At 62.6% G+C, this 14791-nt stretch carries 12 protein-coding genes and 1 other RNA gene; 2 read left to right on the forward strand and 11 right to left on the reverse strand.

Features of this window, described 5'->3' with window-relative positions; genetic code table 11:
- The 7 genes from GJ695_RS04525 to GJ695_RS04555 form a co-directional block, all read right to left on the reverse strand.
- Nucleotides 1-1386: a UDP-N-acetylmuramoyl-tripeptide--D-alanyl-D-alanine ligase gene (locus GJ695_RS04525; RefSeq protein ID WP_154362407.1), complete on the reverse strand. Its 1386-nt coding sequence runs from the start codon at nt 1384-1386 to the stop codon at nt 1-3.
- Nucleotides 1386-2945 (reverse strand): UDP-N-acetylmuramoyl-L-alanyl-D-glutamate--2,6-diaminopimelate ligase, encoded by a 1560-nt coding sequence (locus GJ695_RS04530; protein ID WP_166455084.1) that lies wholly within the window; start codon nt 2943-2945, stop codon nt 1386-1388. The genes GJ695_RS04525 and GJ695_RS04530 overlap by 1 nt, the downstream gene beginning before the upstream one ends.
- Nucleotides 2942-4717 carry a peptidoglycan D,D-transpeptidase FtsI family protein gene (locus GJ695_RS04535; protein WP_154362408.1) on the reverse strand — a complete coding sequence of 592 codons (1776 nt, stop codon included), beginning with the start codon at nt 4715-4717 and terminating at the stop codon, nt 2942-2944. Before GJ695_RS04535 ends, GJ695_RS04530 begins: the two co-directional genes overlap by 4 nt.
- Complete coding sequence (gene ftsL / locus GJ695_RS04540) at nt 4714-4989, reverse strand: cell division protein FtsL (RefSeq protein ID WP_154362409.1); 276 nt, start codon at nt 4987-4989, stop codon at nt 4714-4716. The genes GJ695_RS04535 and ftsL overlap by 4 nt, the downstream gene beginning before the upstream one ends.
- Complete coding sequence (gene rsmH / locus GJ695_RS04545) at nt 4986-5948, reverse strand: 16S rRNA (cytosine(1402)-N(4))-methyltransferase RsmH (RefSeq protein WP_154362410.1); 963 nt, start codon at nt 5946-5948, stop codon at nt 4986-4988. The genes ftsL and rsmH overlap by 4 nt, the downstream gene beginning before the upstream one ends.
- An 11-nt stretch (nt 5949-5959) precedes the next feature.
- The gene (gene mraZ, locus GJ695_RS04550; protein ID WP_166455085.1) at nt 5960-6388 is read right to left on the reverse strand and encodes a division/cell wall cluster transcriptional repressor MraZ; all 429 of its coding nucleotides are present in this window, start codon (nt 6386-6388) and stop codon (nt 5960-5962) included.
- Between the two features lie 556 nt (nt 6389-6944).
- Nucleotides 6945-7883: a LysR family transcriptional regulator gene (locus GJ695_RS04555; RefSeq protein ID WP_154362412.1), complete on the reverse strand. Its 939-nt coding sequence runs from the start codon at nt 7881-7883 to the stop codon at nt 6945-6947.
- A 109-nt stretch (nt 7884-7992) separates the two neighbouring features.
- Between GJ695_RS04555 and GJ695_RS04560 the strand changes: the two genes are divergently transcribed.
- Nucleotides 7993-8775, forward strand: a complete 783-nt coding sequence (locus tag GJ695_RS04560) for an alpha/beta fold hydrolase (RefSeq protein WP_154362413.1) — start codon at nt 7993-7995, stop codon at nt 8773-8775.
- Here GJ695_RS04560 and glpK read toward each other — a convergent pair.
- Nucleotides 8772-10262, reverse strand: a complete 1491-nt coding sequence (gene glpK / locus GJ695_RS04565; RefSeq protein ID WP_154362414.1) for a glycerol kinase GlpK — start codon at nt 10260-10262, stop codon at nt 8772-8774. The genes GJ695_RS04560 and glpK overlap by 4 nt on opposite strands.
- A gap of 27 nt (nt 10263-10289) precedes the next feature.
- Nucleotides 10290-10631, reverse strand: an RNA gene (gene rnpB, locus GJ695_RS04570) — RNase P RNA component class A.
- A gap of 118 nt (nt 10632-10749) precedes the next feature.
- Here rnpB and GJ695_RS04575 point away from each other — a divergent pair.
- Nucleotides 10750-12456, forward strand: a complete 1707-nt coding sequence (locus tag GJ695_RS04575; RefSeq protein ID WP_154362415.1) for a thiamine pyrophosphate-binding protein — start codon at nt 10750-10752, stop codon at nt 12454-12456.
- Here GJ695_RS04575 and GJ695_RS04580 read toward each other — a convergent pair.
- Nucleotides 12451-12987 (reverse strand): hypothetical protein, encoded by a 537-nt coding sequence (locus GJ695_RS04580; RefSeq protein WP_154362416.1) that lies wholly within the window; start codon nt 12985-12987, stop codon nt 12451-12453. The two genes, GJ695_RS04575 and GJ695_RS04580, sit on opposite strands and share 6 nt — an antisense overlap.
- Before the next feature lie 69 nt (nt 12988-13056).
- Nucleotides 13057-14148, reverse strand: a complete 1092-nt coding sequence (locus GJ695_RS04585; RefSeq protein ID WP_154362417.1) for a porin — start codon at nt 14146-14148, stop codon at nt 13057-13059.
- Nucleotides 14149-14791 lie beyond the last annotated feature (643 nt).

A 14791-nucleotide genomic window follows, 5' to 3' on the forward strand; every position in this document is an offset into this window, starting at 1 on the left:
TTAGTGACTTTCCTTGTTAGCTTGTTGCGACCCAATCAAATGCTGCACGACCCGCTCCATCTTCATGAAACGGGAGCCCTTGATTAATACAGTTGCATCAGGCGATACCGCTGCTTCGACAGCAGACAGCAAATCGCCAAAGTTTTCAAAATGACGAACGTTCGCGCCTTGCACATGCGCAGCCAGTTCGCCGGTAACCAGCACCGTTTCGATGCCCTTGCTTTGCGCGTAAGCGCCTATCTCTTCGTGGAATTCTCGGCCCTGCGTGCCGACTTCGCCCATGTCGCCCAGCACCAGCACACGCGGCGCGGCGGCTTTCGACAGCACGTCGATGGCGGCGCGCACCGAATCCGGATTGGCGTTGTAACTGTCGTCGATGACGACGGCGCCGTTGGCCGCCTGCTTCTTCTGCAATCGGCCACTGACCGGTTCGAACGTGTCGAGTCCCAGCTTGATCTTTTCCAATGCGATGCCGGCGGCGTAAGTGCAGGCCACGGCAGCCAGCGCATTGCGCACGTTGTGCTCACCCGCCGCTTGCAGGCGCACGAAGAACTGCTGCGTGTCCGCTTCGCTTTCGCAGATGGTGATGAACATCTCGCTTTCAAAATCGCTGGCGCGGAAGGTGCAGCTGACTTCCGCTTCCTTGCTCAAGCCGAAACGCAGCATGCGGCGGCCAGCCGACAGTTCTTCCCACACCGGCGTGAATTCGTCGCCATGCGGGAACACGGCCACGCCGTCTTTCGGCAGCGCGGCCAGCACGGAGCCGTTCTCGCGCGCCACCGCTTCCACGGTATGCATGAATTCCTGGTGTTCGCGTTGGGCGTTGTTGACCATGGCGATGTTCGCGCCGGCGATCACGGCCAGGCGGCCGATCTCGCCCGGATGGTTCATGCCCATCTCGATCACGGCCGACTGCTGGCCTGCCGCCATGCGGAACAGCGTCAATGGCACGCCGATTTCATTATTCAGGTTGCCGCGCGTGGCCAGGCGGCCTTCTTCGCCATGGGCCGCCGCCAGGATCGCGGAGATCATTTCCTTGACCGTAGTCTTGCCGTTGCTGCCAGTGACGCCGATCACCGGCATGGTGAACTGCCTGCGCCACCAGTTGGCGATCTGGCCCAATGCCACCAGCGTGTCCGGTACGACGATGGCCGGCAGCGGGAAGCCGTCCGGCAGTTCTTCAACAATAACCGCGACAACACCCTTTTCCGCCGCTTGCGGCAGGAACTTGTGGGCGTCGAACACTTCGCCACGCAGGGCGACGAACAGCGCGCCGGCGGCAACGCTACGGCTGTCGGTGGAGACGCCGTTGAATACAACCGCACCGTCGCCCACCAAACGGGCGCCGGTCAGGGCAGACAGAATTTGTGCGAGTGCTGCGCGCATTAATTCGTCCTCATCATGGTCAGGCGGGCCGACAGCGCCAGTTGCGCGTGATCGGCATCGGAGAACGGCAGCTTCTTGCCTTTGATTTCCTGGTACGGCTCATGACCTTTACCGGCCAGCAGGATCACATCCGGCTTGGCCGCATGCTTGATGGCCGACAGGATGGCGCCGGCGCGGTCGTCCAGCGCCTGTACCGTGGATGCCGGATTGTTCTGGTCCATGCCGGCCAGGATCTGTTCGATGATCGCGTGCGGCTCTTCGCTGCGCGGATTGTCGCTGGTGACCAGTACATGGTCGGCCGCCTGCGCGATCTTGCCCATCTGCGGACGCTTGCCCGGATCGCGGTCGCCGCCGCAGCCGAACACGCACCACAGCTGGCCGCCACGGTCGGTGGCCACAGGGCGCAGCGCAGCCAGGGTTTTTTCCAGCGCGTCCGGCGTGTGTGCGTAGTCGATGACGATCAGCGGCGCGTCGTGGCCACCGACCTGCTGCATACGGCCCGGCGCCGGCTCCAGTCCTTCGACCGCCTCGATGGCGGCGCGCAGGCCCAGGTCCCTGGCGATGACGGCGCCCATGACGCCCAGCGCATTGCTGATATTGAAGCCGCCCACCAGATGCGTGCGCACTTGCGCCACGCCCAGCGGGCACTCCAGGTGGAATTCGGTGCCGCCGCTGCGGCCGGCGCGCAGCTGGCTGGCGCGCAGGATCATCACGCCGTCGATGTCGGGACGCGCGGTGCTGTCGTGCAGCGTGTAGCCGATCAGCGGAATCTCGCCGGCCAGCGGCGCAGGCTTGGCTTTTAGGTGATCGATCAGGCGCACGCCTGCCGGATCGTCCAGATTGATGACGGCGGTTTTCAAACCAGGCCAGTCGAACAGCTTGACCTTGGCAGCCTCGTAGGCTTCCATGGTGCCGTGATAGTCCAGGTGATCGCGGGTCAGGTTGGTGAACAGCGCGACGTCGAAATGCATGCCCGATACGCGGCCCTGTTCCAGGCCGATGGACGACACTTCGATCGCCAGCGACGCCGCGCCTTTGTCGCGCAGTTCGGCCAGCGAGCGCGCCAGCAGCACCGCATCCGGCGTGGTGTAGCCGGTGACGTCGTATTCCACTTCGCCGCGCGGACGGAACACGCCGATGCCCAGCGTACCGATGACGGCCGCCGGTTCGCCGGCGCGCGACAGCGCGTGGCCCAGCCACACGGCGCTGGAAGTCTTGCCGTTGGTGCCGGTGACACCGACGGTAAACATGCCGGCATCCGGCTGCGCGTAGAACGCGTGCGCGATGGCGCCGGCGTTCTGCTTCAACTGTTCGACCGTCAGGAAAGGCACGGCCCACTTGTCGTTCCAGGTAAAGCCGGCCGGATCGAGCACGATCAATGCCGCGCCCTGCTCGATGGCGCCTTCAATAAAGCTGCGCCCATCGCCGGCATCGCCGGGATAAGCAAAAAACACATCGCCCAGCTTGATGCGACGCGAGTCCGAAGCCAGGTTCGCCGTTGGCGCCAGCTTGCGGATTGCGGCTGCAATCGCGATCGGGTCGAAAGTAGAAGTCGTCACATGTTCCCCTGTGCTGCTGATTCAGGAATGATGATATGGGTCAGGTCCGAGTCCGGCGCCACGTTCTTGGCGCGCAGCGCCTGCGCCGCCAGCGTCGAGAAGATCGGACCGGCAACGTCGCCGCCGACGTGCACCGGACCACCCGGTTCGTCGATCATGACGGCGATGATGAAGCGCGGGTCCGACATCGGCGCCATGCCGACGAAGTTACCAATGTATTTGGTTTGCGAGTAGTGACCGTTCAGGAACTTCTGCGCCGTACCGGTCTTGCCGCCAACGCGGTAGCCCGGCACCTGCGCCTTGACGGCGGAGCCGCCCGGCTGCGTGACCATTTCCAGCATCTCGCGCATTTCGGCGGCGGTCTTGGCGCTCACCACCTGCGTGCCGTGCGGCGCTTCGTGCACCTTCTGGAACGACAGCGGAATGATGTCGCCGTCGCGGGCGTAGATCATGTAGGCGCGCGCCAGCTGGATCAGCGATACCGAAATACCCTGGCCAAAGCTCATGTTGGCTTGCTCGATCGGACGCCACGATTTATAAGGACGCACGCGGCCGGCCACGGCGCCGGGGAAGCCCCACTTCGGCTGCTGGCCGAAGCCGACCTTGGTGAACATCTCCCACATGTCTTCGGCCGGCATGCCCAGCGCGATCTTCGAGGTGCCGATGTTGGACGACTTCTGGATGATGGTCTGCACGTCGATCATGTAGTGCGGGTGCGTATCGTGGATCACGCGGTCGGCGATGACCATCGAACCGGGGCCGGTGTCGAACATGGTATGCGGCGTGATGCGCTTTTCATCCAGCGCCAGGCCCACGGTGAACGGCTTGAGCGACGAACCCGGCTCGAAGGTGTCGGTCATCACGCGGTTGCGCAGCTGTTCACCGGTCAGCTTGGAGCGGTCGTTCGGGTTGTAGGTCGGCCAGTTGGCCAGCGCCAGCACTTCGCCGGTGTGCACGTCCAGCACCACGGCGGCGCCGGCCTTGGCGTGGAACTTCTCCACCGCATCCTTCACCTGCGTGAAGGCGATGTACTGGATCTTGCTGTCGATCGACAGCGTCAGGTCCTTGCCGTCGTGCGGCTCGCGCACCGACTCGATGTCTTCGACGATGTGGCCCAGGCGGTCCTTGATGACGCGGCGGCTGCCCGGCACGCCCTGCAGCGTTTTCTGCTGCGCCAGTTCCATCGACTCCTGGCCCATGTCTTCCACGTTGGTGAAGCCGACCACGTGGGTCGTCACTTCGCCCTGCGGGTAGAAGCGCTTGTATTCCTTGCGGGTCTGGATGCCTTCGATACCCAGTTCGGTGATCTTGGTCGCCACGTCCTGCTCCACCTGGCGCTTCAGGTAGACGAAGCCACGGTCGGAGTCGAGTTTTTTCTGCAGCTCGGCGTCGCTCATATCGAGCAGCCTGGCCAGCTGTTTCAGCTTGGCCGGCGGCGCTTCCTGCACGTCATCAGGGATCGCCCAGATGGCCTTGACCGGAATCGACGAGGCCAGCACCTGGCCGTCGCGGTCGGTGATCTTGCCGCGCGTGGCCGGCAGGTCCAGCGTGCGCGCGTAGCGGATCTCGCCCTGCTTTTGCAGGAACTGCGTCGACACGCCCTGCAGCCACAAGGCGCGGCCGGCCAGTGCGGCAAATGCGGCAAACAATACGAACAACACCACGCGCGAACGCCATACCGGCAGACGCACCGCCAGCACTGGGCTCTTCGAGAAGGCCACGCCCTTGGAGGCGGCCACGCGCGAATTGTTCAAATTGCTGCCGCGGCTCATTTCGAGTTCTCCGGCGTCAGGTACTGCGTGCGCGCGGCGGTCAGCGGCGTCATGTTCAGGTCGCGGCGGGCGATTTCCTCGATCCGCGCGTGCTTGCCCAGCGTGGACTGGTCCAGTTGCAGCTGCGCCCATTCGATGTCCAGCTGGCGCGCCTGCGACTGCGTGCGTTCCAGTTCGATGAACAGGTGGCGCGCCTGGTATTGCGCGTTAACCAGCGACAGGCCGCAAGCGACCAGCAGTGCCGTCAACACCAGGTTGAGCTTACCGCTCATGCACCCTCCGGAATGGGAAGACGACGCGCGACGCGCATCACCGCCGAGCGGGAACGCGGATTGTCATCGATCTCCTGGTCGGAAGGCTTCATCTTCGACAGCAGCTTGAGCTCCGGCTGCGGCAGGTCCACGGCGCGGATCGGCAGGCGGCGGTCCGGCTGCTCGACGTTGGCCTTGGACGCGAAGAAGCGCTTCACCATGCGGTCTTCCAGCGAGTGGAAGCTGATGATGGCGATGATGCCGCCCGGCGCCAGGCTGTCGTAGGCGTGGTTCAAACCGACTTCAAGGTCTTCAAGCTCTTTATTGATGAAAATCCGGATAGCCTGAAATGTGCGGGTTGCCGGATCCTTGCCCTTTTCCCGAGTCTTGACCGCGCCTGCCACGATGCCGGCAAGCTGTCGTGTGGTTGAAATTGGCTCGACTGCCCTGCGAGCAACAATCGCCTTTGCAATCTGAAAAGCAAACCGTTCTTCCCCATATTCCTTGATCACCTTTTCCAGTGTCTGTTCGGTTTCAGTGGCGAGCCACTCCGCCGCCGACATGCCGCGCGTGGTATCCATGCGCATGTCGAGCGGGCCATCGTTACGGAAACTGAAGCCGCGCGCGGCGTCGTCCACCTGCGGCGACGAGATGCCCAGGTCGAGCAGGATGCCGTCCACCTTGTCCACGCCGTTGGCCGCCAGCGATTCGCGCATGGTGGCAAAGCTGTCGTGGACGATGGTGAAGCGCGGGTCGTTGATTTGTTCGGCGGTGGCGATGGCCTGCGGATCCTTGTCGAAGGCGACCAAACGGGCCTTCGGGCCCAGTTTGGACAGGATCAAGCGCGAATGGCCGCCGCGGCCGAAGGTGCCGTCGACGAAGATGCCGTCGGCGCGCGCGCCATCCAGCGCCAGCGCGTCGACCGCTTCGTCTAGCAGCACCGTGCGATGCTGGAATTCAGGCACCGTTGTCGTGGTCATATGACGGGGCCTTAGAAGGAGAAATTAGCGAGTACATCGGGGGTGCCGGCATCCATGGCCTGCTGCTCTTTTTCCGCCATCTTGGCGGCGTCCCAGATCTCGAAGTGGGAACCCATGCCCATCATCATCACCTCTTTGTCCAGGCCGACGGCGGCGCGGAGTTCGGGCGAAATGAGGATGCGGCCGGCGGTGTCCATTTCCACGTCGGTGGCGTAACCGAGGAAAATGCGTTGCCAGGCGCGCGCTTGCATGGGCCAGGCGGAGATCTGTTGACGGTGTTGTTCCCACACAGGACGGGGGAACAGCATGACGCAGCCGTCGGGATGGCGCGTCAGGGTGAGGCGGCCTTCACACTGGATCGACAGCGCGTCACGGTGCTTGGCAGGGATGGACATCCTGCCTTTGGCATCGAGATTGATTGCGGACGCGCCTTGAAACACGTGATTACCTTTTACCTCAGTTGGTTAGCGGAGCATGAAACCATGACCATTCGTTTTTCATCTTCCCTGTCCGCTAAGTCAGGCAAAATTTCCCACAAAAAGACACTTTTTCACACAGATGCCCACTTTAGAGGATGCAAGAATAGTGGTCAAGCGCTTTCAGCCAATCGAAACGGGGATTTTAGTAATGAAATTAAGGACTTAGCGCGATTCCTTGAAGCCAGCTAGAAACAAAATAGTTCAATAAATTAAGTACTTATGAAAGATTGTGAAGGTTTCACCTCATCTGTACCCATGTGTTTTAGCCGAAAATTATGCGAATAAAAATAGTGATCTAAATGCATAAAGTTGCAAACCGCCAACATTGCAGTATCAAATAAACAACTCACAGGGAATATGGGTAAGCAGGAGGGAAAAGCCAGCATGGCGCAGCAGAAGCGCCCTTACGCGGATTGGGAACCTTCACAAAAACTCGGTAACTTTTACTTCAAGGCAACGAGCACAGGCAAACTTGTATAGACAACTTTTGCAGTGCAACATGCGCCGTAAACCGCCATTATACGCCGCGCGCGGCGCCCGCACGGGACGGAAAATCGTCCCATTGCGGATCGCCGGCGAAGGCTTGGGCGACATAATCGACAAAGCTGCGCACCTTGGACGGCAGGTAGCGCGCGCTCGGATAAATCGCCTGCACCGTCAGTTCTTCGACCTCGCAATCCGGCAGGAGCTGCACCAACCTGCCCTGCGCGATCGCCGGGCCGAAGGCGAAGGTGGGGCCGTAGGCGACGCCCAGCCCCGCCACCGCCATCGACAGCAGCAGTTGCATATTGTTGGCCTGTGCGCGCAGCGGCCCGGCGATGGTGTGCACGCGCTGTGCGGCGTCGGTGACGTTCCAGTCGCCGGCCGTAACGGCGCCACGGAAGGCCAGGCGCGGCGCGGCCTGCAGGTCGGCCGGTGTGCGCGGGGCGCCATGCTGCTTGATATAGGAAGGCGCGGCGCAGAACACCATGCGGCATGGCGCCAGCCGCCGCGCCACCAGTTCGGAGTCCGCCAGCCGGCCGATGCGGATGGCGACGTCGATGCCGGCCGTGTGCAGGTCGGCGTAGTGGTCGTCGAGGATGACGTCGGCCGTCACCTGCGGATGATCACCAAGGAAGCGCGCCACCACGTCGCCCATGTGCAGGGCGCCGAAGCTGACCGGGGCGGCGATGCGCAGCAGGCCGCGCAGGGTCGCGGCGCTTTCGCTGGCCTCCTGGTTGGCCTCCTCGAATTCCTCAAGGATGCGTTTGCAACGTGAATAATAGGCGCGTCCGGCGTCGGTGATGCTCAGGCTGCGCGTGCTGCGCTGGATCAGGCGCACACCCAGTTCGGCCTCCAGGCTGCCCAGGTACTTCCCCGCCATCGATGCCGACAGGCTGAACTTCCGGCCGGCGGCCACCAGGCTGCCCTCCTCGACGGCAGCGACAAACACTGAAATACAGGCGAAACGGTCCATGGCAATCCAATTCGATCGTTTTATGATCGATTCATGATAATAATGAATGGATTATCACGCGGTTTGAGCGAATCTACAATTGAGACACTAATCAATAAGGAGTATCGCCATGCATATCACCGTGAACAACATCCGTCTCCACGTCAGCCAGCAGGACGGCAACGGCCCGGCGCTGGTCTTTCTGCATTACTGGGGCGGCTCGTCCCGCACCTGGCGCGCGGTGATCGACGCCCTGCCCGCCGGCTACCGCAGCCTGGCGCCGGACTTGCGCGGCTGGGGCGACTCGGATGCGCCGGCCAACAATGCCTACGCCCTGACCGATTTCGCCGCCGACGTGGAGCACCTGGTCGCCGCGCTGGATCTGAAGCAGTACGTGCTGGTCGGCCACTCGATGGGCGGCAAGATCGCGCAGTTGCTGGCGTCGCGCCGGCCGCAGGGTTTGCAGGGACTGGTACTGGTGGCGACCGCGCCGCCGACGCCGCTGGCGCTGCCGCCGGAAGCGCGCGCCGCGATGGAAAGCGCCTATAACTCGCCGGAGTCGGTCGGCATGAGCATCGACCACATGCTGACCGCCAAGCCGTTGAGCGCCGCGCAACGCGACCAGGTCATCACCGACAGCCTGCGCGGCGCCCCGCAGGCGCGCGTCGCCTGGCCCAGCTACACCAGCCGCAAGGACATCAGCGAGGACGTGACGAAGATCATCGTGCCGACCATCGTCATCGCGGGGGAACTGGACAAGGTCGATCCGGTGGCGGTGCTGCAGGCGGAAGTGCTGTCCCGCATTCCGCAAGCAACGCTGCGCGTACTGCCGGGCACCGGCCACCTGTCGCCGCTGGAATCCGCGCCGGAGCTGGCCGGATTGATCGCAGACTTCGTCGCCTCGCTGGCTTAGGCGGCGCTTTCCCAGGCCTTGGAGCGCTCGACGGCGCGCGACCACCTGGCGAGCAGTTCGGCGCGGCGGTCACTTGCCATCGCCGGTTCGAAGCGGCGTTCGCAGGTCCACTGGGCGGCGATTTCTTCCTGCGTTTCCCAGAAGCCGACCGCGAGGCCGGCCAGGTAGGCGGCGCCGAGCGCCGTCGTTTCCGTCACCTTGGGACGCACCACCGGCACGCCCAGCAGGTCGGCCTGGAATTGCATCAGCAGGTCGTTGCGGGCGGCGCCGCCGTCGGCGCGCACTTCGATCAGCGGCATCGCGGCGTCCTTCTGCATCGCAGCCATCAATTCGGCGCTCTGGTAGGCGATCGCCTCCAGCGCGGCGCGGGCGATGTGGGCGCGGTTGCTGCCCCGGCTCAGGCCAAACAAGGCGCCACGCGCATACGAATCCCAGTGCGGCGCACCGAGGCCGACAAAGGCCGGCACCATGAACACGCCATCGCCGTCCGGCACGCTGGCCGCCAGCGCTTCGACTTCAGCCGAAGACTGGATGATGCCCAGGCCATCGCGCAGCCACTGCACCGTGGCGCCCCCCATGAACACGCTGCCCTCCAGCAGATAATCCGTTTCGCCATCGACGCGCCAGCCCACGGTGGTCAGCAGGCGGTTATGCGAGGCCACCGGATGCCGCCCCAGATGCATCAGCATGAAGCATCCGGTGCCATAGGTATTCTTCACCATGCCCGGCTTGTGACAGGCCTGGCCGAAGGTCGCCGCCTGCTGGTCGCCGGCGATGCCGGCCACCGGTATCGCCGCGCCAAACAGGCTGTGATGCGTCACGCCCACCTCTTCGCTGGACGAGACGATCTGCGGCAGCACCGCTTCCGGAATATCGAACAGGTGCAGCAGGTCGACATCCCAACGCATCAGGTGGATATTGAACAGCATGGTGCGCGCCGCATTGCTGACGTCCGTCACATGCTGCCCGGTCAGCTTGTACACCAGCCAGCTGTCGACGGTGCCGAACGCCAGCTCGCCGCGCACGGCCTTGTCGCGCGCACCGGGCACATGGTCGAGCAGCCACTTCAACTTGGTGGCGGAAAAATACGCGTCCAGTTCCAGCCCGGAGATATCGGTGATTTTTTTGGCCTTGCCATCGGCGCGCAGGCCGTCGCAGATGTCGGCGGTGCGGCGGTCCTGCCAGACGATGGCGGGCGCGATCGCCTCGCCGGTCTTGCGGTCCCACACCACGGTGGTCTCGCGCTGGTTGGCGATGCCGATGGCCAGGATCTGATGGGCGTCGATGTGGTGGTCGGCCAGCACCTTGCGGGCCACGGCCAGCTGGCTGTGCCAGATATCCTGCGGGTCGTGCTCGACCCAGCCGGGATGCGGGAAATGCTGAGGGAATTCCTGCGCCGCGCAGCCGCAGATCTGGCCCTGGTGATCGAACAGGATGGCGCGCGAACTTGTGGTGCCCTGATCCAGGGCCAGTATGTATTTTTTCATCGCGTCCGCAGCGAAAAAATGATTGTTAGTTGAAGCAAGCCGATAGGCCGGATTTTGTTACGGCGCAGGCGAACCTGCGCTATGACAGCCATTCCTCTAGGCGCTGGATTACTCCAGCGCTCAAGCTTCCTACCCGCACGCTCCGCGAGCAGCATCATCGCGTGCCTATTTGGAATTGCACCAGGTGGAGGTTACCGCGTTTCACCGTAACTTAATACGCTCGTCTCTGTGGCCCTATTCCTCGCCTTATACCTCGGCTTGCGCTTTGGCTTTCGGCGGACGGCCGTTAACCGTCACCCCGCTCTATGGAGTCCGGACCTTCCTCCCGCCAGGCATTACGCGCTGGCCAGCGGCTGTCTGGCTTGCTTCAGGCGGTATTGTACCAGTCCGGCCCTGCAAATCTGAAATTTGGTGTCGCCATTCCAAAAGCCGCCCTGCCGGCGCCGCCGTAGAATGCTTGGACAATTCACCGACGAGGCTCACCAACATGACGCAACCATCCCGCACCGGCGGCCAGATCCTGGTCGACGCCCTGAAGATCCACGGCGTGGACACCGCTTTCGGCGTACCCGGCGAAAGCTACCTCGACGTGCTCGACGCGCTGCACGATTCCGACATCCGCTTCATCATCAACCGCCAGGAAGGCGGCGCCGCGTTCATGGCGGACGCCTACGGCAAGATGACCGGCAAGCCGGGCATCTGCTTCGTCACGCGCGGACCGGGCGCCACCAACGCCTCGATCGGCGTGCACACCGCGTTCCAGGATTCGACGCCGATGATACTGTTCATCGGCCAGGTCGGCAGCGACTTCATCGACCGCGAAGCGTTCCAGGAAATCGACTACCGCCGCATGTACGGCCAGATGGCCAAGTGGGTGACGCAGATCGACCGCGCCGACCGCATGCCGGAATACATCGCGCGCGCCTTCCAGATCGCCACCAGCGGCCGTCCCGGCCCGGTGGTGCTGGCGCTGCCGGAGGACATGCTGACCACCCGCGCCAGCGTGGCCGACACGCGCGGCTACCAGGCGGTGCAGGCCTCGCCGTCGGCCGCGCAGATCGACACCGTGCGCGCCATGCTGGCAGGCGCGAAGAAGCCGCTGGTCCTGCTGGGCGGCGGCGGCTGGAACGAACAGGCCTGCGCCGACGTGCAGCGCTTCGCCGAAGCCAACCAGCTGCCGGTCAGCTGCGCCTTCCGCTTCCAGGACCTGCTCGACAACGAGCACCCGCAGTACATCGGCGACGTCGGCATCGGCATCAATCCGAAACTGGCGGCGCGCGTGCGCGAAGCCGACGTGATCCTCGCCATCGGCCCGCGCCTGGGCGAGATGACCACCAGCGGCTACGCCCTGCTGCAATCGCCGGTGCCGGCGCAGCGCCTGATCCACGTGCATGCGGATGCCGAGGAACTGGGCAGCGTCTATCAGGCGGAAGTGATGATCAACAGCGGCATGCCGCAAGTGGCGGCGATGCTGGCGGCGATGGCGCCGGTCGACTCGTCGGCATGGGCGGCCAGCGTGGCCGAGGCGCGCGCGGAATACACAGCGTGGAAACAGCAGCCGGCCATCTTCAAGGACGGCAAGGCGCCGCTGGATCTGTGGCAGGTGGTGCAGCAGATCGACAAGCTGGCGCCGCACGACACCATCATCACCAACGGCGCCGGCAACTACGCGACGTGGGCGCACCGCTTCCACAGCTATGGCGGCATGCGCACGCAGCTGGCGCCCACCAGCGGCGCGATGGGCTACAGCGTACCGGCCGGCGTGGCCGCCAAGATCATCGATCCAGCGCGCACGGTGATCACCTTTGCCGGCGACGGCGAGTACATGATGAATGGCCAGGAGCTGGCCACGGCGGTGCAGTACCAGGCTGGCGTGATCATCATCGTGTTCAACAACGCGATGTTCGGCACCATCCGCATGCACCAGGAACGGGAGTATCCGGGGCGCGTGTCCGGCACCACGCTGCACAATCCGGATTTCGCCGCGCTGTCGGTGGCATATGGCGGCAGCGGTGAAGTGGTCACCAGGACAGAGGAATTCGCGCCGGCGCTGGAACGCGCCCTGGCGCACACGCGCGCCAGCAATCTGCCGGCGCTGATCGAGCTACGCTACGACGGCAACCTGATCACGCCGGGCGCCACGCTGGACACCATCCGCCAGACTGCGGCAGCCGCGCAGGCCGCCAGGTCATAAGCCGGCGGTGGTGGTGGAGCCGCTGTCGAGCAGCGGCTTCTCTTCTTCTTTTTCTTTTTTATGTTTCGGCACAGGGCAGGCGCGGCAGGCGCCGGCCTTGCGACTGAAGTCCGTCACCAGCGGCAGCCGCATCGGCACCGCTTCGTCGCCGCAGTAGCCGCCATCGAGCACCAGCGTCCTGCCGCCGTCGGCCAGCTTGCCGCTGATGGTGCGCTCGTCCTCGTCGGGCGGCTGCACCGTGAAGTACAGCTGCTGGCCGCGCGGATCGATATTCACGTCGCTGGCCACCACCGGCCAGCTCAAGCCGCCGGCCGTGTATTCATATAACACCGTATCCACTTCGGCAAAGCGCTGCAGCGTGATGCGCTGGCCGCCGAATTCGCCGCTGTCGGCGTGGATGCATAAATCGGAAAACACCTGCATGCCGTAGCGCGGCAGGCCGCCGGGTTTCTTGGCGCTCTTGGGCGCGGCCAGCACTGCGCAGGAAGCCAGCAGGATGGCGCCGGCAAACAGGGCACGTCGTGTCATCATTATCGCTTTCGGAAATGAACAACGGCTGCACAAGGCAGCCGTTGTTGAATCTAAACCTGAATAATCAGATTAGAACGAGTGTTTCAGACCCAAGTTGAAGGCCTTGTCACCGGTGCCGGCTTCGGTGTTGTTACCAACGGTGTAGCCTGCGCCGTTTTTGTTTTTGATTTTTGCGTAAGCAACGTAGGTGCTGGTGCGCTTCGACAGAGCGTAGCTGTAGCCGATTGCCCATTGGTCAGCATCACGGTTAGCAACTTCTTTGTCGTTTTTGCGGATGTACGAAGCCATCACGGTGCCGGCGGTGTCGCCAACTGGTGCGGTCAGACCCAGCAGAGCGTCAGCGCTGTCAGCGGTTTGAGCGAAGGTGTAACCGAACGCGTTGGTGGTTGCGGTTGCGCTGGCTGCGCCGTTGATCGGTGCGCTGCCGGTGCCTTTGTCTTTCGAGTAGGCGCCGAACACTTTCACTACTTTGAAGTCGTAGTTAGCAGCGATCAGACCGTTGTGGCCCATGCCGGTGGTTTTCACGGTAGCGGTGTCGTTGTTTTTGCTGTTGTAAGCAACTGCAACGTTCAGAGGACCGTTGTTGTAAGCCAGCGAGCCGCCGATTTGACGCTGTGCGGTTGCATCGCCAGGGGTTTCGCCCAGGCTGTACGATACCGCGCCGGTGAAGCCGTTCAGGTTCGGGGTTTTGTACACAACAGCGTTCGAGTTACGGGTCATGTACGACGCAACTGGGAACAGGTTTTTAGCGGTACCAGCGTAGCCCATTGCGAATGGATCGCCAACGTCGCGCAGGGTTTCGTAGTACGGAGTGTACTGACGACCCAGGGTCAGGGTACCAGCGGTTTTCGACGACAGACCAACATACGCTTCACGATTGAAGATGGTGTTGGTAGCGTCCAGGGTGCCGTCGTCGATTTTCGCGCCGGTTTCCAGTTTGAAGATTGCGCTCAGACCGCCACCCAGATCTTCGGTGCCTTTGAAGCCGATACGCGATGCCGATGCGGCGCCGCTGGTGACTTTGCTGACGGTGCCAGCTGCGCCACCGCGTTCGGAGACGATGCCAGCATCCAGGATGCCGTAGATGGTCACGTTCGATTGAGCGAATGCTGCGGAGCTGGTTGCTGCCAGTACGGCGATAGCGATAAGGGATTTTTTCATTACATGTTTCCTTCAGTTGTGTTGCTGTAAAAATAAGCCAGTAGTGCGGCGTGTTCGGTGCTGCTCGGCTTGTGCCGTTTTGTGCGTGAGGGCAAACTCCCCAGCTGCCACTGTGCACCCCAGTAACGTGGGATGCGTTCACTAAATGCGGCCGATGAAACTACGCCGGCTTTAATCGCAGCGCCCGCGGTGGGGCGCCGGAGGCGGCACTATACTGATGCCAAGAAACTTCAACAAGTGTAAAACCATTCATACTGAACAGCGAATATTCTTGTCTGTCTTTCAAAGCAGCGGCATTTTACCGCATCGCAATATTTCCTGCCGATCAAGCGAAACAGGCCAGGCTTCCCGCACGATGAACACGGTGATGAACACCTCTTCGTCGGACCAAGTAAAAATAGCCACATTGCTATTTCTGACGCTATTTTATACTGAACACCGCCCACACTCCTCTCTACCAAATGGTAATAAGCTAACACCCCCTGACTTTGTTCGGCCCATTTCTCAAGCAAAATCAGCAACAAACCAACTTTGCTCCCAGTATTACAGCTTTATTTGTGTAGTAAATTTTGTCAAAACAGAGACGAGTTGCATTACGTTACCGAATTGTAAGAAATTGCTACCTGTTGTATTCAGGAGACAA

Origin of the sequence: Duganella alba (genome assembly GCF_009674495.1) — a bacterium.
In the GTDB taxonomy this organism is placed as follows: domain Bacteria; phylum Pseudomonadota; class Gammaproteobacteria; order Burkholderiales; family Burkholderiaceae_D; genus Rugamonas; species Rugamonas alba.

Coding starts and splice junctions, on each gene's coding strand:
- GJ695_RS04525 (WP_154362407.1), bottom strand. CDS start 1,386: ATGCGCGCAGCACTCGCACAAATTCTGTCTGCCCTGACCGGCGCCCGT.
- GJ695_RS04585 (WP_154362417.1), bottom strand. CDS start 14,148: ATGAAAAAATCCCTTATCGCTATCGCCGTACTGGCAGCAACCAGCTCC.
- rsmH (WP_154362410.1), bottom strand. CDS start 5,948: ATGACCACGACAACGGTGCCTGAATTCCAGCATCGCACGGTGCTGCTA.
- GJ695_RS04580 (WP_154362416.1), bottom strand. CDS start 12,987: ATGATGACACGACGTGCCCTGTTTGCCGGCGCCATCCTGCTGGCTTCC.
- GJ695_RS04575 (WP_154362415.1), top strand. CDS start 10,750: ATGACGCAACCATCCCGCACCGGCGGCCAGATCCTGGTCGACGCCCTG.
- ftsL (WP_154362409.1), bottom strand. CDS start 4,989: ATGAGCGGTAAGCTCAACCTGGTGTTGACGGCACTGCTGGTCGCTTGC.
- GJ695_RS04555 (WP_154362412.1), bottom strand. CDS start 7,883: ATGGACCGTTTCGCCTGTATTTCAGTGTTTGTCGCTGCCGTCGAGGAG.
- glpK (WP_154362414.1), bottom strand. CDS start 10,262: ATGAAAAAATACATACTGGCCCTGGATCAGGGCACCACAAGTTCGCGC.
- GJ695_RS04560 (WP_154362413.1), top strand. CDS start 7,993: ATGCATATCACCGTGAACAACATCCGTCTCCACGTCAGCCAGCAGGAC.
- GJ695_RS04535 (WP_154362408.1), bottom strand. CDS start 4,717: ATGAGCCGCGGCAGCAATTTGAACAATTCGCGCGTGGCCGCCTCCAAG.